This is a genomic window from Dyella sp. CR10 (genome assembly GCF_055814425.1).
In genome coordinates, this window is the sequence record NZ_CP185986.1 from 278889 (window position 1) to 299253 (window position 20365).

16 protein-coding genes and 1 riboswitch are annotated in these 20365 nt (G+C 68.0%); of the genes, 5 read left to right on the forward strand and 11 right to left on the reverse strand.

The features are described 5' to 3' along the window. Positions 1-149: 149 nt before the first annotated feature. Positions 150-1028 carry an alpha/beta fold hydrolase gene (locus tag ACNR9O_RS01290; RefSeq protein ID WP_473700733.1) on the forward strand — a complete coding sequence of 293 codons (879 nt, stop codon included), beginning with the start codon at positions 150-152 and terminating at the stop codon, positions 1026-1028. A gap of 49 nt (positions 1029-1077) precedes the next feature. After that, a complete protein-coding gene (locus tag ACNR9O_RS01295) occupies positions 1078-3543 on the forward strand; it encodes an acyl-CoA dehydrogenase (protein WP_473683704.1) in 2466 nt (821 codons plus the stop codon). Between the two features lie 75 nt (positions 3544-3618). Here ACNR9O_RS01295 and ACNR9O_RS01300 read toward each other — a convergent pair whose 3' ends face one another. From ACNR9O_RS01300 to ACNR9O_RS01345, 10 genes are all read right to left on the reverse strand, one after another. Then, positions 3619-4614 carry a diguanylate cyclase domain-containing protein gene (locus tag ACNR9O_RS01300; RefSeq protein WP_473683702.1) on the reverse strand — a complete coding sequence of 332 codons (996 nt, stop codon included), beginning with the start codon at positions 4612-4614 and terminating at the stop codon, positions 3619-3621. After that, the gene (locus tag ACNR9O_RS01305; RefSeq protein WP_473683700.1) at positions 4611-5180 is read right to left on the reverse strand and encodes a chemotaxis protein CheB; all 570 of its coding nucleotides are present in this window, start codon (positions 5178-5180) and stop codon (positions 4611-4613) included. Before ACNR9O_RS01305 ends, ACNR9O_RS01300 begins: the two co-directional genes overlap by 4 nt. Position 5181: 1 nt before the next feature. Beyond that, on the reverse strand, positions 5182-6039 hold the full coding sequence (locus tag ACNR9O_RS01310; RefSeq protein ID WP_473683698.1) for a CheR family methyltransferase: 858 nt from the start codon (positions 6037-6039) through the stop codon (positions 5182-5184). After that, positions 6036-9674 (reverse strand): response regulator, encoded by a 3639-nt coding sequence (locus tag ACNR9O_RS01315; protein WP_473683696.1) that lies wholly within the window; start codon positions 9672-9674, stop codon positions 6036-6038. The genes ACNR9O_RS01310 and ACNR9O_RS01315 overlap by 4 nt, the downstream gene beginning before the upstream one ends. A gap of 73 nt (positions 9675-9747) precedes the next feature. Further along, positions 9748-10686 (reverse strand): lysostaphin resistance A-like protein, encoded by a 939-nt coding sequence (locus tag ACNR9O_RS01320; protein ID WP_473683694.1) that lies wholly within the window; start codon positions 10684-10686, stop codon positions 9748-9750. A 49-nt stretch (positions 10687-10735) separates the two neighbouring features. Further along, entirely contained in the window at positions 10736-12337 is a 1602-nt protein-coding gene (locus ACNR9O_RS01325) for a peptide chain release factor 3 (RefSeq protein WP_473683692.1), read from the reverse strand. A gap of 57 nt (positions 12338-12394) precedes the next feature. After that, positions 12395-12901, reverse strand: coding sequence for a GFA family protein (locus ACNR9O_RS01330; protein ID WP_473683690.1), 507 nt, complete (start codon positions 12899-12901; stop codon positions 12395-12397). 31 nt (positions 12902-12932) lie between these two features. Further along, the gene (locus ACNR9O_RS01335) at positions 12933-13604 is read right to left on the reverse strand and encodes a M24 family metallopeptidase (protein ID WP_473683688.1); all 672 of its coding nucleotides are present in this window, start codon (positions 13602-13604) and stop codon (positions 12933-12935) included. A 4-nt stretch (positions 13605-13608) separates the two neighbouring features. Continuing rightward, positions 13609-13962 carry a DUF1304 domain-containing protein gene (locus ACNR9O_RS01340; RefSeq protein WP_473683686.1) on the reverse strand — a complete coding sequence of 118 codons (354 nt, stop codon included), beginning with the start codon at positions 13960-13962 and terminating at the stop codon, positions 13609-13611. 44 nt (positions 13963-14006) lie between these two features. Then, positions 14007-14741, reverse strand: a complete 735-nt coding sequence (locus ACNR9O_RS01345; RefSeq protein WP_473683684.1) for a 2OG-Fe dioxygenase family protein — start codon at positions 14739-14741, stop codon at positions 14007-14009. Between the two features lie 221 nt (positions 14742-14962). Further along, positions 14963-15078, forward strand: a riboswitch (SAM riboswitch). A 79-nt stretch (positions 15079-15157) separates the two neighbouring features. On the opposite strand from ACNR9O_RS01345, the gene metX reads away from it, so the two are divergent. From metX to ACNR9O_RS01360, 3 genes are read left to right on the forward strand one after another with little or no spacing between them, the layout of a single operon-like run. Then, entirely contained in the window at positions 15158-16177 is a 1020-nt protein-coding gene (gene metX, locus ACNR9O_RS01350) for a homoserine O-succinyltransferase MetX (protein WP_473683682.1), read from the forward strand. A gap of 54 nt (positions 16178-16231) precedes the next feature. After that, positions 16232-17431, forward strand: coding sequence for a cystathionine gamma-synthase (gene metB, locus ACNR9O_RS01355; RefSeq protein ID WP_473683680.1), 1200 nt, complete (start codon positions 16232-16234; stop codon positions 17429-17431). Next, positions 17428-18516: a homoserine dehydrogenase family protein gene (locus tag ACNR9O_RS01360; RefSeq protein ID WP_473683677.1), complete on the forward strand. Its 1089-nt coding sequence runs from the start codon at positions 17428-17430 to the stop codon at positions 18514-18516. The genes metB and ACNR9O_RS01360 overlap by 4 nt, the downstream gene beginning before the upstream one ends. Before the next feature lie 121 nt (positions 18517-18637). On the opposite strand, the gene ACNR9O_RS01365 is transcribed toward ACNR9O_RS01360, so the two are convergent. Then, positions 18638-20302: an APC family permease gene (locus ACNR9O_RS01365; RefSeq protein WP_473683675.1), complete on the reverse strand. Its 1665-nt coding sequence runs from the start codon at positions 20300-20302 to the stop codon at positions 18638-18640. Positions 20303-20365 lie beyond the last annotated feature (63 nt).

The window sequence follows — 20365 nt, forward strand, 5'->3', positions numbered from 1 at the left end:
CGCATGGTAGCCCCAGTGCCGAGGTTTGTAATCCGCGCCAGCCGGACGGAAGGGCGCGCAGATCGGCGTCAACTGCCGGTTGACGGCGGCTCGGACAGCAATCCATACTCGTCCGTATGGTCACCTACCAGGCTTCCGCTGCCGCATCGATGATTCCGTTCGTCGCCGAAGACGGCGTGCGCCTCGCCGTCGAGGTGCGCCAGCCCGAGGGTGACCCCACCTTGCTGTTCGCCCACGGTTTCGGGCAGACCCGCCACGCCTGGACCGCGACCGCCGCTGCGCTCGCGGCCGAGGGTTTCCGCTGTGTCACCTTCGATAGCCGTGGCCACGGCGAAAGCGAGCGCGTGCCGGATGGCGGCTACCACATGGAACAGTTCGCATCCGACCTGGTGCAGCTCGCCCGCGCGCAGCCCGCGCCGCCGGTGCTGGTCGGCGCGTCGATGGGCGGCCTGCTTGGGCTGGTGGTGGCGGGAGAGATCGATCCCTCGCTGTTTCGTGCGCTCGTCCTGGTCGACATCACGCCGCGCTGGGAGACGGCCGGCGTCGAACGCATCCTCGCCTTCATGCAGGCCCATCCCGACGGCTTCGCCGATTACGCCGAAGCCGCCGAACAGATCGCCGCGTACCTGCCGCACCGCGCCGGTCGCAAGAGCGAGGAGCAGCTGCGTCCGTTGCTGCGCGAGGGCGCCGATGGCCGCCTGCGCTGGCATTGGGATCCGGCCCTGCTCGGCGGCGACCTCGTGCGTGAGAGCGAGCGCTACCAGCCGCGCCTCATGAGCGCCGCCGCCAACGTGCGCGTTCCGGTGCTGCTGCTCTCGGGCGGTCGCAGCGACGTGGTCTCACGCGACACCGTCGACGAATTTCTCCGGCTCGTGCCTCAGGCCGAGCATGTGGAACTGCCTCGTGCCACGCATATGGTGGCCGGGGACGCCAACGACGCTTTCACCCGGCAGATCGCACGATTTCTGCGCAAGCCGGGCGATGAAACGCAGCATCGCACCCGCACGGACGCGGACCTGATCGAGTAGTGCTCATGCCAGTCTTCCGCAACAACGCCATTCGCGACGAGGTGTTCTCATGTCCGTGATCCTCACCCTGCTGGCGGCGCTCATCGCCACCGGCGTCTGTGCCTACCATCGCAGCAGCCTGCGGACCTGGGCGATCGTCACCGTCGCTGCCACGCTGGTGGTTGGCCTGATCGTCGGCGCGCCGGTCACCACTATCGTGCTGCTGGCGATCGAATTGCTGATCGCGGTGCCGCTGCTGATGGTGGACTTCCGCCGCAAGAAAATCAGCGCGCCGCTGTTGAAGATGTTCGCCAGGGTCACGCCCAAGCTGTCGGAGACCGAGCAGACCGCGCTGGAAGCCGGCACGGTCGGCTTCGAGGGCCAGCTGTTCTCCGGCAAGCCGGACTGGCATGAACTGACCAGGCAGCCGAAGCCCGAGCTGAGCACCGAAGAGCAGGCCTACATGGACGGCCCGGTCGAGCAGCTGTGCGGCATGCTCAACGACTGGCAGATCACGCATGAGCTGGCCGACCTGCCGCCGGAAGTCTGGGCCTTCATCAAGAAGCACAAGTTCTTCGGCATGATCATCCCGAAGCAGTACGGCGGCCTGGGCTTCTCCGCGCTCGCGCATTCGGCGGTACTGCAGAAGCTGGCGACCATGTCGGCGACCGTGGCCTCGACCGTCGCCGTGCCCAACTCGCTCGGTCCGGCGGAACTGCTGCTGCACTACGGCAGCGACGAACAGAAGAACTATTACCTGCCGCGCCTCGCGGTAGGCGAGGAAATTCCCTGTTTCGCGCTCACCGGCCCGTACGCGGGCTCCGACGCCACCTCGATCACCGACTACGGCATCGTCTGCAAGCAGCTGGTCGATGGCGTCGAGACGCTGGGCATCCGCCTCACCTTCGACAAGCGCTACATCACGCTGGCGCCGATCGCTACCGTGGTCGGCCTGGCTTTCCGCATGTATGACCCGGACAAGCTGCTGGGCGACAAGCAAGACCTCGGCATCACCCTCGCGCTGATTCCGCGCTCGACCCCGGGCCTGGAGATCGGTCGCCGCCACTTCCCGCTGAACATCCCGTTCCAGAACGGCCCGGTGCATGGCAAGGACATGTTCGTGCCGATGTCGGTGCTGATCGGCGGTCCTGACATGGCCGGCCACGGCTGGCGCATGCTGGTGGAATGCCTCTCGGTCGGCCGCGCCATTTCGCTGCCCTCCAACGCCACCGGCGGCGTGCGCGCCGCGGTCGCGGCCACCGGCGCCTATGCGCGCATGCGCAAGCAGTTCGGCCTGTCCATCGCCCGCTTCGAGGGCGTGGAGGAAGCGCTCGCCCGCATCGGCGGCCTGACCTACGCCACCGCGGCGCTGTCGCGCGCCACCGCCGCCGCGGTCGATCGCGGCGAGAAGCCGGCAGTTCCTTCGGCGATCGCCAAGTACCACGCCACCGAATGGGGCCGTGTGATCGCCGGCGACGCGATGGACGTGCACGGCGGCAAGGCGGTGCAGCTGGGGCCGAAGAACTATGCCGGCCGCGCCTGGCAGGGCGTGCCGATCGCCATCACGGTGGAAGGCGCCAACATCATGACGCGCAGCCTGATGATCTTCGGTCAGGGCGCGATCCGCTGCCATCCCTATGTGCTGAAGGAAATGCAGGCGCTGTCCATCGCCGATTACGGCGAGCGCCTGAAGACCTTCGACCGCCTGCTGTTCAGCCATATCGGCTTCGGCATCTCCAACGCGGTGCGCTCGTTCGCCTTCGGCATCACGGGCGCGCGCATCGGTGAGACGGCGGGCGATGCCTATACGCACCGCTACTACCGCAAGCTCGACCGCTACTCGGCGGCGCTGGCGCTGTGCGCAGACACCTTCATGGGTGTGCTCGGCGGCAAGCTGAAGTTCAAGGAAAAGCTATCCGCGCGCCTGGGCGACGTGCTCAGCTATCTGTACATCGCCAGCGCCATGCTCAAGCGCTACGAAGACACCGGTCGCCCGGAAGCGGACCGGCCGCTGCTCGCCTGGGCGTTCCACGAGTGCATGTGGCGCACGCAGATGGCGCTGGACGGCGCGATCCGCAATTTCCCGGTCCGCCCGGTTGCCTGGCTGATCCGTGCCCTCGTGTTTCCGTTCGGTCGCCGCGAAGTACCGCCGTCCGACCGCCTGGGTCGACGCGTCGCCGCCATCATCACCGCGCCGGGCGAAGCGCGCGATCGCCTGATGGAGTGGGTGTACCTCACCCCGACGGCGAACAACACCGTCGGCCGCATGAATGCGCTGCTGCCCGACGTGATCGCCGCCGAGCCGGTGGAGCGCAAGTTCCTCAAGGCGCAGAAGGCCGGTCAGTTCAAGTCGCACGACTACGTGGGCCAGCTGGCGGAAGCCGAGAAGGCCGGCGTGATCGACAGCGCCGAAGCCGCTTTGCTCAAGCGCGTACGCGAGGGCGTGTTCGAGTTCATCTCGGTCGACGATTTCGATCCGGCCGAGCTGGGCGCCGCCAAGGCGAAGGACGAGAAGAAGCTCGCCGACGCGGCCTGAAAGCGATGACGAACGGCGGGATCCGGTCGACCCGGGTCCCGCCGTTTTTGTTTGCGGTGCCGATATGGGTGGGCTTTACGGCGCGACCACGCAGCGGTTCTTGCCGTCTTCTTTCGCGCGATACAGTGCACGGTCGGCTGCCAGGATCAGGTCCTCGTCGTTGCGCGCGTCACCGTTCCACACGGCGATGCCGATGCTGGCGCTCACGTCGGCGACAAACGGGCCGTGACGGCCGTCCAGCGGATAGGGTTCGGCCAATCCGGCACCGATGCCATGGCAGCGCTCGACCAGAGCGGAAAGATCGGTGACGTCTTCCAGAATCAGGGCGAACTCGTCGCCGCCCAGGCGCGCCACCGTGTCGTTGGCGCGCAGCGAGTCGTGCAGGCGCTGTGCGATCGCACGCAGCAGCGCATCGCCCGCGGGATGGCCGTGGTTGTCGTTCACAGCCTTGAAGCCATCGATGTCCAGCATGACCAGCGCGAACGGCTGGCCGTGCCGCGGCACGCGTTGCATGGCGGTAGACAGGCGGTCATGGAACAGCATGCGGTTGGGCAGGCCGGTGAGGAGGTCGTGCGTGGCCTGGTGGCGGATCTGCGCTTCGATGCGCTTGCGTTCGGCGATCTCCTCGCCCAGCTGCCGGTTGCGCGCGGCCAGCTCCGTCAGCGCAGCCTTGATCTGCGCGCGCGCCGCGTACAGTTCGAGGAACACGCGCACCTTCGACTGCAGAATCGCGTCGTTGACCGGCTTGGCGAGGTAGTCCACCGCGCCGAAGCGGTAGCCCTTGAGGCGGTTGATGTCGTCGGCGTAGGCCGCGGTGACGAAGATGATCGGCGTTTCGTGCAACTGCCCGGATTCGCCAAGCAGCGAAGCCACTTCGAAACCGTCCATGTCGGGCATGTTCACGTCGAGCAGGATCAGCGCGTACTCGTGATCCAGGCACATCGCCAGAGCGTCATTGCCGCTGCCGGCCTCGTGCAGTTCGGCGCCGCAGTCGGCCAGCAGCCGGCGCATCGCCACCAGGTTGGCGTGAGTGTCGTCGACGACGAGGATCTTTGGGCGTTCGGGAGTCATGACAGGCAGATCCGGTTGAGCAGCGGCGCGATCGCCGCGAGGGGTACGCAATAGTCCGCGCCGGCGAGTTCCAGTGCGGCTCGCGGCATGGCCGGGGAATCGGCCTCGTCCGGCCGCTGCACGATGGCGATGCCGCCGCGCTCGCGCACTGCGGCCAGCCCTGCGGCGCCATCGCTGTTGGCGCCGGTGAGGATCACCCCGATCAGGCCATCGCCGTAGGTTTCGGCAGCGGAGGCGAACAGCACGTCGATCGAAGGGCGCGCGAAGCTCACGCGCGGGTCCACGCTGAGCGCGAAGCGGCCATCGGTCTCCACCAGCAGGTGATAGCCGCTGGGCGCCACGTACACCGTGCCGCCGCGCGGCAGCTCGCGTTCGCGCGCTTCTTCCACCGGCATGGCCGCATGGCGCGCCAGCAGGTCGCACATCAGGTCCACGTTGGGCGAACCGGTATGGCAGCACACCAGAAACGGCGGTGGCAGTGCCGGCAGCAGGGCGCCGAACAGCTGCTCCAGCGCAACGAGCCCTCCGGCCGAACAGCCGATGACGACGGCCAGCGGCGCGCCCATCTCAGTCCGCCGCCTTCGGCGCCAGCCGGTAGATGCGCAAGGCCGCATCCACCGGCTGGAAGTCGGCCGCGGACGGCGCGAAGTCCAGGCTCTCGCGCGTGCCCAGGCAGAGGAAGCCACCGCGTACCAGGCTGTCGCGGAACAGCGCGAGGGTGCGGTCCTGCAGCGGGTCGGAGAAATAGATCAGCACATTGCGGCACAGCACCAGGTGCGCCTCGCAGAACACCTCATCGGCGACCAGGTTGTGGTTGGCGAAGATCACATTGCGGCGCAGCCGGCTGTCCAGCTTGAGCAACTCGTAGCGCGCACTGTAGTAGTCGGCCAGCGAGTGGCTGCCGCCGGCGGCAAGGTAGTTGCGCGACCACAGTTGCGCCTCCTTGGCCGGATAGATGCCTTCCTGCGCATGGCGCAGCGCGGCTTCGTTGAAGTCGGTGGCGTAGATCTGCGTGCGCTCGTACAGCCCGGCCTCTTCGAGCAGAATGGCCAGCGAGTACACCTCCTGCCCGTGCGCGCAGCCGGCCTGCCAGATGTTGATCTGCGGATACGAGGCCAGCATCGGGAACACCTGTTCGCGCAGGGCGCGGAACACCTCCGGGTCGCGGAACATCTCGGAAACCGGCACCGACAGCCCTTCCAGCACCTTCGGCAGGAACGCCGGTTCGTGCAGCACGCGTGCCGTGAGCGCGCTGATCGTGTCGGTCTGATGGGCCAGCACGAGCTGCTTCACGCGCCGCTTCAGCGACGCCGGCGCGTACTGGCTGAAGTCGTAGCCATGGCGAAGTTGCAGCGCACGCACGAACAACTCGACCTCGATGTCCTCGAGCCCCGTCTCGCCCGCGCTGCCGCTGCGCTCGCTCATCGGTGCAGCCATACGCGCAGCATCGACGAGAGCTTGTCGACGTCGATCGGCTTGGAGAGGTAGTCGTTGGCGCCGGCCTCGAGGCACTTCTCGCGATCGCCGCGCATGGCCTTGGCGGTGAGGGCGATGATCGGCAGCTTGGCGAAGCGCGACTGCGCGCGGACCGCGCGCATGGTGTCGTAGCCATCCATCACGGGCATCATGATGTCCATCAATATCAGCTCGATGCCATCCTGTTCGGCCAGCGCCTTGAGCGCCTTCTGCCCGTCCTGCGCCATGCTTACCTGCATGCCCCAGCCGCGCAGCACCTTGGACAGGGCGAACAGATTGCGCATGTCGTCGTCCACCAGCAGCAACTTGCGCCCGGCCAGCTCGCCTACGTCGTCGGCGACGGGCGCAGCGACGGCCGCTGCGGCGGCGCTCTTGCGGATGCTGTGCAGGAACAGGCTGACTTCATCCATCAGGCGCTCCGGCGAGCGCGCGCCCTTGATCACGATGCTGTCGGTGTACTGGCGCAGCTTCAGGCTTTCCTCGCGACTCAGTTCGCGTCCGGAGTAGATCACCACCGGCGGAATGCGCCCTTCGCCCGCGAGGCGTTCTAGCAGTTCGATACCGGACATGCCGGGCAGGCCGAGGTCGAGCACGATGCAGTCGTAGTCGGTATCGGCCATCCGGGCCAGCGCGTCTTCCGCGCTGCCGGCCTCGTCGATGGAGACGTCGTCGTTGCGCAGCAGCGTGCGTAGCGCCGCGCGCGCATCGGCATCGTCGTCCACCAGCAGCAGATGCCGCGCCTGGCCTTCGGCGAAATGCAGCAGGCGATCGAACGCGCCGTTGATCGCCTCGCGGCTGACCGGCTTGGTGAGAAAGCCCACCGCGCCCAGTTCACGGCCGCGTCCGGCGTCATCCACCGCGGAGATGAAGTGAACAGGGATGTGCCGCGTGGCTGGGTTCTCCTTGAGCCGGGAGATCACGGTCCAGCCGTCCATGCCCGGCAGCATGACGTCCAGCAGGATGCCGGTGGGGCGGTAGCGCTGCGCGAGCTGCAGGCCCGATTCGCCATCGGCGGCGGCCAGCACGCGGTAGCCCTTGCGATGCACCATGTCGGCGAGGATGCGCGCGAACACCGGATCGTCCTCCACGATCAGGATCGCCGTGGCGCCTGCTTCCAGCTGGTCGCGGTCGTCCTCGATGGTTTCGGGCAGCAGAGCGCTGGTCGTGGCCGGCCGCGTTTCCGCGAGTGCCGGCGCGGATGGCTCCGGCACCGGGTTTTCGCCGACATCGAGGCGCTCCGGCAGCAGCAGGGTGAACACGCTGCCCTGGCCTTCCTCGCTATGCAGCGCGATGTCGCCGCCCAGCAGCTCCACCAGGCGGCGCGAGATCGCCAGCCCGAGGCCGGTACCGCCGTACTGCCGGCTGGTGCTGGCATCGACCTGCTCGAAGGCGTGGAAGACCTTGTCCAGCTTGGCCGGTGGAATGCCGATGCCGGTGTCGCGTACCGCGATAGCGACGACGGCGCGCCCCTGCAGCTTTTCCGGCAGGGGCGCGCCTGCCGGTGGCCGCGTGATCTGCACGGTCACGCCGCCCTGATGAGTGAACTTGAAGGCGTTGCCGACCAGGTTGTTGACCACCTGCTCCAGCTTGGCCGCGTCGGTGAGGATGCCGACTGGCAGGTCGGGCGCGGTCTCCACGCGGAACGCCAGCTGCTTCTCCTGCGCCACATGGGCGAAGGTGCGCGTGAGCGCGCGTTGCAGGTCGGCCAGCGGCAGTTCGCCGACCACCAGCTCCATCTTGCCGGCTTCCACCTTGGACAGGTCCAGGATGTCGTTGATCAGGCGCAGCAGGCTGCTGCCGGAGTCGTGGATGATGCGCGCCGATTCCACTTGTTCGCCGTCGAGATTGCCCTCGCGGTTCTCGGCCAGGCTGCGCGACAGGATGAGCAGGCTGTTGAGCGGCGTGCGCAACTCGTGCGACATGTTGGCCAGGAACTCCGACTTGTACTGGCTGGCCCGGGCCAGCTCGTCGGCCTTGTCCGCCGTCTCGCGCTGCAATGCCTCCAGCATGCGTTTCTGCTCGTTGAGCGTGTCGGTCTTCTGACGCAGTTCTTCATTGCTGGCCTGCAACTCTTCGGTCTGCACGCGCAGTTCTTCTTCGGATGCGAGCAGCCGCTGCGACTGCTCCTGCAACTCCTGCGTCTTGAGGCTGAGTTCTTCGTTGCTGGCCTGCAGCTCGTGCTGCTGGTTGCGCAGGGTTTCCTCGGAAGCGCGCAATTCGTCGGCCTGCTCACGCGTGCGGTTCAACAGATCCTTCGTGCGCTGGGCGCGGCCAAGGTTTTCCAGCGAAAGCGCGGCGATCGGCAGCAGCTCGTCGAGCAGGTGCTGCTGCGACGCGGTGAGATGCTGGAAACTGGCCAGCTCCAGCACGCCCAGCAGCTTGTCGCGCGACAGCAGCGGCAGCACGGCGATGCTGCGCGGCGGCGCCTCGCCTGTGCCCGAATGGATGCGCACGTAGTCTTCGGGAACGTCCTGCAGGACGATAGGCTTGCGCTCCAGCGCGCATTGGCCGACCAGGCCTTCGCCCAGCGCATAGCCGGTGCTCAGATGGCGACGCTCGCGGTAGCCATAGCTGCCGTGCAGTTCGAGCCGTCCGCTGTCTTCGTCGTGCGCGTAGAAGACGCCGACGCCGCCTTGCAGCAGCGGCACCAGCGTGCTGGTGAGGCGTTCGCCGAATTCGCGCCGGCCGTCCACTTTCTGCAGCTCGCCGGCGATCTCCGAGACGTTGCTCTTGACCCAGGTCTGCGCTGCCGTCTCGATCGCCATTTGCTTGAACACCTGCAAGGCGCGGGCGATCTCGCCGATCTCGTCGCGGCGCTCGATCTGGCGGATCTCCACCGTATGGTCGTGCTGGGCCAGGCGAGTCATCAGGTCCGTCATGCGGCGGATCGGCCGGGTGATCAGGCGGAAGGTCATGGTGACCACCGAGATACCCAGCAGGATGGCGATCACCATGCCGCTCCAGGTCACCGCCCGCACCTCGATCTCGTCGCGGCGCTGCGACGCTTCGCGTTCGTTGAGCAGGCCGGCCTCGGTGGCATCCATCTGATTGAGCAGGGCCAGGATGTCGGTCGGCGTCACGGATCGGTGATCCATGTAGCTGCTCTGGATGCGGCTGCGCTCCAAGGCCATCTCGGCCGGGTCGGTGGACTTGATCGCGGCCACGGCATCGACGCCGTTGCGGGTGACCTCCTGCTGCCACTGCCGGGCCATCACCTGCACGCGGTCCAGGCGGGTCTGTTGCAACGGGTTGTCGGCGATCAGGCCACGCAAGGCGTCAATGGCCGCCTGCGACTTGCGGTTGGCTTCTCCGTAGCTGTCCAGCTCCTTGCGGTCCTGCGTCAGCAGATAACCACGCACGGCGTACTGGCCGTCCTGCATGGCCTCGATCACGTCATCCAGCGCGGCACGGACCTCGTAGGTGTGGCGCGACCACCGCCAGCTTTCGTCCTGGCGGGACAGCGAGATGAGGGTGACCGACCCGCAGATGACGAACAGCAGCGTGAGGATGCCGATCGCGAACAGAATCTTGCGCTGGATCGGCTGGTGCGCGAGCCAGGAGTAGCGTCGGTTGGCGGTGGCCATGCGGGGTTCCCTGTAGCGAAGGCCGCGGCGCCGCCACGGCCGAATGTTTCGGCGCAGGGTAGCGCAGCAGGCTTCAGCTGCGTGTGGCCTGCGCGAGGGGCGCGCGCCGTTTCCAGGCCGGCGGCACGATCGAGCGGCGCCGCAGGGCGATGCCCAGCAGCACCGCGCTGAGGCTGGTGCATACCAGCAGGGCGACCACCGAGGCCTCGGCGCCGAAGGCGCCTCCGCTGAGCCATTCGGGGCCGCTCAGGCGCGCCACCAGGAAGCCGTCCGCCGGGTGGCCGGAGACGGCGATGCCGAACACCGTGCCTTGCATGACGTTCCACGCCAGATGCATGCCGGAGCAGACCCACAGCGAGCGGGTGACGTGATAGAGCAGGCCGAGCAGGATGCCGGCCTCGATGGCGATCGCCGCCGAGCTCCACAGCGTCGCGGCGGGATTGCCGATGTGCATCGCGCCGAAGAACAGCGCCGAGATGGCCAGCGCCCACCAGGTGCCGAGCCCTTCCTCGACGATGCGGAACAGCACGCCGCGCGAGATGATTTCCTCGCCCAGCCCCGCGCCCAGACCGACCACCAGCACGGCGGAGATCCAGTCGGGCGATGAGTTGGTGCCGGTGACGCGGTAGCTGCCCAGCAGCCATAGCACGGAGACCGTCGTACCCATCAGCAGTGTGCCGATCAGCAGTCCCAGGCCGGCCTGCCGAGGCAGTGCGCGCAGCGCCAGCTCGTTGAGCGGGCGCCGTTCCACGCCGCGCACCAGGGCGAGGTAGGCGAACAGGGCGGGCACCAGCTGGAGCAGCAGCATGGCCAACGCCCGGTACAGCGGATCGGCGCCCTTGTCGCGCCAGCCCAGGAGGTGGGTCAGCGATCCGGCCAGGAAGCTCAGCGCAAGCATCGTCACCGCGAAGTTGGCGATGCGCGCCCCGGGCGAGAACACCAGCCAGCGTTGCCACGGCGTGGCAGCGCGTGGCGTCGTGAAGGCGGGGACGGTCGTGTCGGCGTGGCGCATGCGGACCTCGAGGTTGTCGTTGTGGGAGCGCAGGCCCGCGCCGCCGGGATCAGACGTCCACGGAAGCCGCGTGCTCGCGGGTGGCCGAGAAGCGCACCTGCGGCCAGCGCTCCTGCGCCAGCTGCAGGTTCACCCGCGACGGCGCCAGATAGACCAGCTCGCCGGCGGCGTCCACGGCCAGATTCATCGCGTTCTTCTCGCGGAACTCTTCCAGCTTCTTCGCGTCGTCGCAATGGATCCAGCGCGCGGTGACCACGCCGACCGGTTCGAACGCCGCGTCGACGCCGTATTCGTCCTTCAGGCGATAAGCCACCACATCGAACTGCAGCACGCCCACCGCGCCGAGCACCAGGTCGTTGCTCATCAGCGGACGGAAGAACTGCGTTGCGCCTTCCTCGGACAGTTGCGCCAGGCCCTTCTGCAGCGCTTTCATCTTCAGCGGGTCGCGCAGGCGCGCGCGGCGGAACAGTTCCGGCGCGAAGTTCGGGATACCGGTGAACGAAATCGCCTCACCTTCGGTGAAGGTGTCGCCGATGCTGATCGTGCCGTGGTTGTGCAGGCCGATCACATCGCCGGGATAGGCGCTTTCGACGATCTCGCGATCGCTGGCCATGAAGGTCAGCGCGTTGGCGATGCGCACTTCCTTGCCGGTGCGCGTCTGGATCATCTTCATGCCGGCGGTGTAGGTGCCCGAGCACACGCGCATGAACGCCACGCGGTCCCGGTGCGCCGGGTCCATGTTCGCCTGGATCTTGAACACGAAGCCGGTGAGCTTCTCCTCGTCCGGCTCGATCTCGCGGGTGAGTGTGGCGCGCGGCTTGGGCGAGGGTGCGTGCTCGACGAAGAAGTCCAGCAACAGCTGCACGCCGAAGTTGTTCACCGCCGAGCCGAAGAACACCGGCGTCAGCTTGCCGGCCAGGTATTGCTCCAGGTCGAATGGATGCGAGGCGCCCTGCACCAGCTCCAGCTCCTCGCGCAGCTCGGCCATGGCTTCGGCGCCGATGGCCTCTTCCACGCCCGGCGCATCCAGGCCCTTGAAGATGGTCGAGTCCTGGCGCGTAAAGTTCTTGCCCGGTTCGAACACGTGCACTTCGTCCAGCAGCAGGTGGTACACGCCCTTCAGGCGCTTGCCCATGCCGATCGGCCAGGTCAGCGGCGCGCAGGCGATGCCCAGCACCGATTCCACTTCGTCGAGCAATTCGATCGGCGAGCGGCCCTCGCGGTCGAGCTTGTTGATGAAGGTCATGATCGGCGTGTCGCGCAGGCGGCACACCTCCATCAGCTTGATCGTGCGCTCCTCCACGCCCTTGGCGCAGTCGATCACCATCAGCGCGGAGTCCACCGCGGTGAGCACGCGGTAGGTGTCTTCCGAGAAGTCCGCATGGCCGGGCGTGTCGAGCAGGTTGACGATCTTGCCTTCGTACGGGAACTGCATCACCGACGAGGTCACCGAGATGCCGCGTTCCTTTTCCAGCGCCATCCAGTCCGAGGTGGCGTGGCGAGCCGCCTTGCGGCCCTTCACCGAGCCGGCCATCTGGATCGCGCCGCCGAACAGCAGCAGCTTTTCCGTGAGCGTGGTCTTGCCTGCGTCAGGGTGGCTGACGATGGCGAAGGTGCGGCGGCGGCGGGTTTCGTCGAGATGGGTGGACATGCGGGCGGGCCGGACAGTCAATGGCGAACCCGCGATTGTACCGTGGCCTGGGCCCGGTCACCCCGCCGAGCGGCCCGAAACCGCCCCTTCGACAGCGATTCGCCGCCGCTCCAGGCTCTCCGGTGACCACACCTCGCTGCGCCGGTAGAACTCCGGTACCGCCCGTGCGTCCGGGGGGATCACTACCCAGGGTTGCTTGCTGGCGGTGAAGACATGGATATCCGGCGGCAGCCGGTCCGGGTCGTCCAGCGTGCCCACCCGCACGTAGGCGAAGGTGGCGCCGCCGCCGGCGTAGTGGCTCCACAGGGCGATCATGCAGTCCGGGCAGCGCGCCACCTGCTGGCCCTTGCCGCTGAAGCTGGGAATGGTCTCCAGCAGCGGACGGCCGCGCAGCAGCTTGATCCGGCTGGTCTCGATCATGGCGTTGAGGGCGAAGGCGCCGCCGCTCTCGCGTTGGCACCAGCGGCAATGGCAGCACTGCACGATCAGCGGTCCGCTGGCCAGGCGATAGCGGACGCCGCCGCAGGTGCAGCCGCCGTCCAGGGGCAGACTTTCGACGGCCATCGCGAGGCTCCGGCAGTTCGGAGCCGCCAGCCTACTCCTGGACCAGCAGGTCCTCGTAGAAGGCGCCGTAGGGTTCGGTGGGGTGGGCGATCTGGATCTCCAGGATCCACAGGCCGCTGGCCGGCGGGCGTTCCAGCGTGCCCAGGTCGCCGGCCTTGTAGATCGCGTGAGGGAAGTCGCTCACCCGATGGCCCTTGATCGCGTGATTCAGGCGCCAGCCCATGGCTTGCGCCCGCTCGCCGGCAAAGGCGTAGAGCGCCTCGCCGCTCAAGCCTTGCGAGCGCCAGGCTGAGGCCACCTGGTCGAACAGCGTACGCGCGGCGGCGGCGCAAGCGCGCCGGCCGGGGTCGCTGCCGGTCACGAAGGCCTCGCCGACATCGCCCTCGTGGCCATCGAACACCAGCCCCAGGTCGATGAAATAGATGTCGTCCTCGCCCAGGCGCACGTCCGGGTTGGAGCGTTCGCGGAAGGTCTTGGTGGTGTTCTCGCCGATGCGGATCACCACCGGATGCCAAAGCCGCTCCATGCCCAGCGAGGCGAACACCTGCGCGGCTTCGGCCCGGGCCTCATCCTCGCTGATGCCCGGGCGCATGCGCTCGCGGATGCCGCGCAGCGCGGCCCAGCTGCGCTCGCGGGCGCGCAGCATCAGGGTCGGATCGAAGGCCTGGCCTACCGCTTCGCGCGGGTGATCGGTGGTACCCATGCGCTCACAGCCACAGCAGGAGCAGGCCGATCGCCGCCGGCGCCGCCTGGAACAGCAGGATCCGCCGCGACGCCGTGAAACCGCCATAAAGGCCGGCCACCAGCACGCAGCCCAGGAAGAAGCGCGCGATGGCCATGCCATCTCCGCCCAGCCACAGCGACCACAGCAGTCCGGCGGCGAGGAAGCCGTTGTACAGGCCCTGGTTGGCGGCCAGTACCTTCGACTGCGCGGCAAACTCGGCCGTGGTGCCGAACGCGCGGCGGCCCGCCGGCCTGGTCCACAGGAACATTTCCAGCACCAGGAACCACAGGTGCAGCAGGGCGACCACGGCGATGACGATCTGGGCGGCTAGGGACACGGCGGTTCCTCGAGGCAATGGCGCATTGTAGGGGTGGCGGGTGCTCAGGCGGCCTTGCGGAATGTCACCACCAGCACGTCGCGATGCGCCGGCCGCGCGGGATCGTGCGGCGTCACCGGCGTCACGCCGTGGTAGACGCGAGCATCGTCCACCAGCGCGGCGTCCAGCGGGTGGGTGAGGGTGAAGTGGCCCAGCTCCGTGCCGTCGGCGGTATGGATGGTGGTGGTGCCGCTCTCGATATTCTCGCGGTCCACCAGCAGTACCAGGACATAGTCCACGCCGTCGCGATGTACCCCCTCGGGGGTCGGCTCGCCGGCCTGGCCCGCGCGGGCTTCGATGCGGAACTGATGGACTTCGATATGCCAGCGCCCGGTGGCCGGCGCCAGCGGGCCGAAGAAGTCGCGGCTGAAACCGAGGATGGCCTGCAGGCTTGCGCCCTGCGCAATGTCCGGCCGCACCGGTTCGAACCAGCGCTCGATGCCCCCCTGCAACGCGTTGTAGTCCACGCTCTGGTAGTGAGGCTGGCGTTCGCGCAGCTCGAACGGGCCGCTGGCGCCGGCCGCGAATACCGCATGGCGCCGCTGCCGGTGGCGGCCCTTGGCTGCCAGGTAATCGTCCGGCCCCAGGTCGTTCCAGCTGTCGGCGAAGGCCGCCCAGTCCGCCATCCCTTCGCCCAGCAGACGCTCCATGGCGTGGTGGGTGGCGAAGGCGAAGCCGTCGCGGCGCAGCTGGTCGCGCAGGGTGGAGGCGGATGTATCCGGGTGGTCGGGGGCGGTCATCGGGCAATCCCGGGGAGGGGGAAAGCGGCCAAGCATAGCGCTGTCGCGGGCGCGCCGTATGGCGGGGGGATGCGGGTCGGGCGGAGGATCGCATGCGGCCGGAAGCGTGATGGCGGCGTGTTTTCCGCGACTTCCGCAAGACATTTGGATTCTATGGATGTTTAGACGTTTGGACGTCCAAACTGTTGACACGGTTGTCCGCCGGTCGATAGAGTGTCGGCCACTCATCGAGACCGGCTGAGGGACAGGCCCTTTGAAGCCGGGGCAACCTGCGGGATCCGCCCGCGACGGTGCCAACTCCTGCGGAGGCGCGTACAGCGCCACCGAGAGATGGGCGAGCTTCGTGCCGGCAGCCATGCCGGCGGCGTGGCGACCTCTCCGGATCCGCAGGGCGATGCCCGAACCGGAGAGCGAAGATGTCCAGCCAGCCTCAGCCCGCCACCGCCGCTATCGCACCCTGTACCGTGGCGGGCGCCGTTCGCGTGGATCTCACGACGCAGCGCAGCTCCCGCCGCATCCGCCTTTCGCCGAAATACGGCAGCCATGGCTGCGAAGTCGACGTGCGCTACCTGTGGTGCGGCGCTCCCGATGCGCCGACCGTGATCGTACAGGGCGGCATCTCCGCCCACCGCGACGTGGTGGCGCTGGACGACGATGCCGCGCCGGGCTGGTGGCAAGAAGCGATCGGCGCCGGCCGGCCGATCGACCTCGACCGTTATCGCGTGCTGTCCATCGACTGGCTCGCGCCGACCGACCTCGACGGCGTCACCGCCATTTCGAGCGAAGACCAGGCGGATGCCCTGGCCGCGTTGGTCGAGGCGCTGGGCATCGGTCGCGTGCATGCCTTCGTCGGTTCTTCCTATGGCGCCATGGCCGGCCTGGCCTTCGCCGCGCGTCATCCCTACGCGCTGGATCGCCTGGTGCTGCTGGCCGGCGCGCACCGACCGCATCCGCTGGCTACCGCGCAACGCGCCGTGCAACGCGGCATCGTGCGCCTGGGTCTGCAGACCGGCCAGCCCGAGCAGGCGCTGTCGCTGGCGCGCCAGCTGGCCATGACCACCTATCGCGGCAGCGAGGAATTCTCGCGCCGCTTCACCGCCGCGCCGGAGTTTCGCGAAGGGCGCTTCCATTTCCCGGTCGAGGATTACCTCGAGCATGCCGGCCGCCGCTTCGTCGAGCGCTTCGACGTGGAGCGCTTCCTGGCCCTGTCCGAATCCATCGACCTGCACGACGTGACGCCCGAGCAGGTTGCCGCGCCTGCCACGCTCATCGGCTTTCCGTCCGACCGGCTGGTGCCGCTGTCTGACCTGTGCGAATTGCAGCGTCGCCTGCATGGCCCGGCCACGCTCGAGGTACTCGAGTCGCCGTACGGCCACGACGCCTTCCTCAAGGAAACCCATCGCCTCGCGCCGCTGCTGCGCGATGCGCTGGCTTGAACCGATCACATCCCACGCCATCGCCGCACGACGCAAGAGACACGGAGATCCACCATGAGCGACACCACCGCCCCCTGTAGCAGCACCACCCGCGCGGTGCGCGCCGGCATCGAGTCCGACACCCAGCACGGCGCCGTGGTGCCGCCGCTGCATCTGTCGACCAACTATGCCTTCGAAGGCCTTGGCGGCAAGCGCGCCTACGACTACTCGCGCAGCGGCAATCCCACGCGCGACCAGCTGGGCAGCGCGCTGGCCGAACTGGAGCAGGGCGCCGGCGCGGTGGTGACGGCCAGCGGCATGGCGGCCGTGGCGCTGGCACTGGAGCTGGTGCCGGCAGGCGGCCGCGTGCTGGCGGCGCACGATTGCTACGGCGGCACCTGGCGCCTGCTCGATGCATGGGCGAAGAAGGGCCGTTTCAGCATCGAATTCGCAGATCTCACCGATAGCGTCGCGCTGGCCGCGGCCCTCGCGTCCAAGCCTTCGCTGGTGTGGGTGGAAACGCCGTCGAACCCACTGCTGCGCATCACCGACATCCGTCACGTGGCACAGGCTTCACATGCTGCGGGCGCGCTGGTGGTGGTCGACAACACCTTCCTGTCGCCCGCGTTGCAGCAGCCGCTGCTGCTGGGCGCCGACGTGGTGGTGCACTCCACCACCAAGTACATCAATGGTCACAGCGATGTGGTGGGCGGCGCGGTGGTGGCGCGCGAGGCGGCGGTGGCCGAGCAGCTCAAGTGGTGGGGCAATTGCAACGGCCTTACCGGCGCGCCGTTCGACAGCTTCCTCACCCTGCGCGGCCTGCGCACGCTCAGCGTGCGCCTGCGCCAGCATCAAGAGAATGCGCAGCGCATCGCCACGCTGCTGGACGGCCATGCGGCCGTGCGCAAGGTCTATTACCCGGGGCTGGAAAGCCATGCCGGCCATGCGCTGGCCGCGCGCCAGCAGTCCGGTTTCGGCGCCATGCTGAGTTTCGAGCTGGAAGGCGATGTGCCGCAGATCGAAGCCTTCGTCGACGGCCTGAAGTATTTCTCGCTGGCCGAGTCGCTGGGCGGCGTGGAGAGCCTGGTCGCACACCCGGCCTCGATGACGCATGCCTCCATGGCGCCGGAAGCGCGCCGCAACGCCGGCATCGCCGATAGCCTGCTGCGCCTTTCGGTCGGCATCGAAGATGGCGACGATCTGTTGCGTGACGTCGAGGCCGCGCTGGCTCGCTCGCTGGCCTCGCAGTCCGCCAAACGCCGGGTGACCGCATGAGCGCGGTGCTGGCCGAAACGGCCGTCCAGACGGCTGCCCCGGCATCCACCGCCCGCGGTACGGCCGCGGTGCTGCTGGGCACCGGCGTGGTCGGCGGCGCGCTGCTCAAGCTGCTCAACACCCCCGCTGCCGCGTCGCTGCGCCTGGTCGGCGCGGCCAATTCGCGCCGCCAGCAGACCGATCCGGAGAAGCTGGCGGACCGTGCCCTGCGCGAGAAGCTCAAGAGCCATGGCGATCCGCGCGACGATGCCACGCTGCTGCGCGCGCTCGACGCCAGCGGCGCGGCGGTGAAAGTGATCATCGACGCCACCGCCAATGCCGGCCTCGCTGCGCGCCACGCGGACTGGCTGGCACGCGGCTACCACGTCGTCACCGCCAACAAGGCGCTGGCCGGTGGGGAATTGCCGGGCTGGCGCGCCTTGCAGGCGGCCGTGGCCGAGGGCGGCCGTTATGGCGATTCGGCCACGGTCGGCGCCGGCCTGCCGGTGCTGTCCACCTTGCGCCGTCTGCGCGCTTGCGGCGATGCGCTGCTCACCCTGGAAGGCGTGTTCTCCGGTTCGCTCTCCTACCTGTTCAACCAGTACGACGGCAGCCAGCCGTTTTCCGCCCTGCTGCGCGAAGCGCGCAAGCTCGGCTATACCGAGCCGGACCCGCGCTCGGATCTCTCCGGCGAAGACGTGGCGCGCAAGCTGCTGATCATCGCGCGCAACGCCGGCTTCGCGCTGGGCACGGACGAAGTGGACGTGGAAAGCCTGGTGCCCGAGGCCTTGCGTACGGTGGATACCGATACCTTCCTCGCCCGCCTCGAGGAACTGGACGAGCCGCTCGCGCGCCGGCACGCCGAAGCGAAGGCGCGCGGCGGCGTGTTGCGTTTCCTTGCGCGGCTCAATCAGCGCGGCAAGGCCCGCGTCGGCTTGGTCGAGGTGCCCGCCACGCATCCGGCGGCGCGCCTGTACGGCACCGACAACCAGTTCGCCCTCACCACCACGCGCTACCACTCGCAGCCGCTGGTGATCCAGGGTCCTGGCGCAGGTCCGGAAGTCACGGCACAAGCGCTGCTGGGCGACGTACTCGCCCTGTCCTGACGCAGGTCGGGTTGAGCTGCAGGCGAACCACAACGGCACGGCGGCACATCGAGTCGAAGTGGAAGGCATAAAAAAACGCGCGGCTCGCACCGCGCGTTTTTTGTTTGGATGTTCGCGAAGCTCAATGCCGCGCGATGCGCTCCGATTCGAACTCATCCGGCGGCACCAGCGGCGCACCCGGGTGCGCCTGCGCTTCCAGCTCGGCGGCTTCCACCGACGGCGTACGCCAGCCGGACTTCACGCCCCACACGTAGAACACCAGTCCGACCACGGCGACCACTACCAGGTCGGTGCCATAGGTGAGGTAGCCGTTGCCGCCGAACATCGTGCTGCCAGCCCACGACACCAGGGCGAGGGTGGGCAGGTAGAAGATCAGCCACCATGCGCCTTTGAGCTGACGGCCGAAGTCCTGCCAGCCGTTCTTCGCCTGGTAGTAGAAGTACACCGGCAACGCCACGACCATCAGCAGGATGATCTCGCCGGTCAGTGGCCACTTGGCCCAGTACAGCAGCTCGGTCGCCATGATGAAGGCGACGCCGGCCAGTACCGGCAGACCGACGATGCGCAGCGGGCGGTGCAGGCTGGGCGCGGTGCGACGCAGGGTCATCGCGCTGACCGGGCCGGTCAGGTAGGAAATGATCGTCGCCACCGAGATCACCGCCGCCAGCGTGCCCCAGCCGCGGAAGCAGAACAGGAACACGAACGACACCGCCAGGTTGAACCACATCGCCGGACGCGGGATGCCCCACTTCGGATGGATACGGCCCATGATCGCCGGCAGCGTGCCGTTGCGCTCCATGCCGTAGATCATGCGCGCGGTGGTGGCGGTATAGGTGATGCCGGTGCCGGAGGGGCTGATGAAGGCATCGGCGTACAGCAGGATCGCCAGCCAGTTGAGGTTGACGATCACCGCCAGCTGCGCGAACGGCGAGCTGAAGTCGATGCCGTGCCAGCCGGCCTTGGCCAGCATGTCCGGCGGCACCGCGCCCAGGTAGGCCACCTGCAGGATCACGTAGACGACAGTGGCCAGCGCGATCGAGCCGATCACCGCGAACGGGATGCTCTTGCCCGGGTTGTGCGCTTCACCGGCCAAGTTCACCGGGCTCTGGAAGCCGTTGAAGCTGAAGACGATGCCGGCGGTAGCCACGGCGGTCAGTACGGCGGCGAAATCGATCGCGTGCGAATCGCCGTGCACGCCCACCGAGAAATTCTCGCTGTGGAAGCCGCTGGCGATCAGGGCCAGGCCGGTGGCGGCCGGTACCACCAGCTTGAACACCGTGATGGTGGTATTGGAGCGCGCGAACAGCTTCACGCTCCAGAAGTTGAGCAGGAAGTAGAGGATGACCAGCACGGCGGCGATGGCCAGACCCGGCGGCGTCAGCTCGCCGTGGCCGCCCGGGGCGTGCATGTACAGGTCCTGCGCCCACTGCCACTTCCAGCCGGCCATGTACTGCACCGAGGCTTCGGCTTCGACCGGGATCACCGACACGATGGCGATCCAGTTCGCCCATGCGCCGATGAAGCCCACCAGCGAGCCGTGCGAGTAGTGGCTGTAGCGCACCATGCCGCCGGACTCGGGGAACATCGAACCGAGTTCCGCGTAAGTCAGTGCGATGGTGGTGATGATCGCCGCGCCGAGCACCCACGCCCAGATCGCGCCGGGGCCTGCCAGGCCTGCCGCCTTCCATGCGCCGAACAGCCAGCCGGAGCCGATGATGGAGCCCAGGCCGGTAAGCATGAGCGCGAAAGGACCGACTTCGCGCCGGATGGAGCTCGAAGAGGACATGCAGACTCCCGCAGATTTGGATCTCGAACGGCCGCCCCCTCGGACGGCATAAGGGCGGGATCA

Bases quoted from the DNA above. Each gene is read 5' to 3' on its own strand.
- ACNR9O_RS01290 (WP_473700733.1), top strand. From the start codon at position 150: ATGATTCCGTTCGTCGCCGAAGACGGCGTGCGCCTCGCCGTCGAGGTG.
- ACNR9O_RS01295 (WP_473683704.1), top strand. From the start codon at position 1,078: ATGTCCGTGATCCTCACCCTGCTGGCGGCGCTCATCGCCACCGGCGTC.
- ACNR9O_RS01300 (WP_473683702.1), bottom strand. From the start codon at position 4,614: ATGACTCCCGAACGCCCAAAGATCCTCGTCGTCGACGACACTCACGCC.
- ACNR9O_RS01305 (WP_473683700.1), bottom strand. From the start codon at position 5,180: ATGGGCGCGCCGCTGGCCGTCGTCATCGGCTGTTCGGCCGGAGGGCTC.
- ACNR9O_RS01310 (WP_473683698.1), bottom strand. From the start codon at position 6,039: ATGAGCGAGCGCAGCGGCAGCGCGGGCGAGACGGGGCTCGAGGACATC.
- ACNR9O_RS01315 (WP_473683696.1), bottom strand. From the start codon at position 9,674: ATGGCCACCGCCAACCGACGCTACTCCTGGCTCGCGCACCAGCCGATC.
- ACNR9O_RS01320 (WP_473683694.1), bottom strand. From the start codon at position 10,686: ATGCGCCACGCCGACACGACCGTCCCCGCCTTCACGACGCCACGCGCT.
- ACNR9O_RS01325 (WP_473683692.1), bottom strand. From the start codon at position 12,337: ATGTCCACCCATCTCGACGAAACCCGCCGCCGCCGCACCTTCGCCATC.
- ACNR9O_RS01330 (WP_473683690.1), bottom strand. From the start codon at position 12,901: ATGGCCGTCGAAAGTCTGCCCCTGGACGGCGGCTGCACCTGCGGCGGC.
- ACNR9O_RS01335 (WP_473683688.1), bottom strand. From the start codon at position 13,604: ATGGGTACCACCGATCACCCGCGCGAAGCGGTAGGCCAGGCCTTCGAT.
- ACNR9O_RS01345 (WP_473683684.1), bottom strand. From the start codon at position 14,741: ATGACCGCCCCCGACCACCCGGATACATCCGCCTCCACCCTGCGCGAC.
- metX (WP_473683682.1), top strand. From the start codon at position 15,158: ATGTCCAGCCAGCCTCAGCCCGCCACCGCCGCTATCGCACCCTGTACC.
- metB (WP_473683680.1), top strand. From the start codon at position 16,232: ATGAGCGACACCACCGCCCCCTGTAGCAGCACCACCCGCGCGGTGCGC.
- ACNR9O_RS01360 (WP_473683677.1), top strand. From the start codon at position 17,428: ATGAGCGCGGTGCTGGCCGAAACGGCCGTCCAGACGGCTGCCCCGGCA.
- ACNR9O_RS01365 (WP_473683675.1), bottom strand. From the start codon at position 20,302: ATGTCCTCTTCGAGCTCCATCCGGCGCGAAGTCGGTCCTTTCGCGCTC.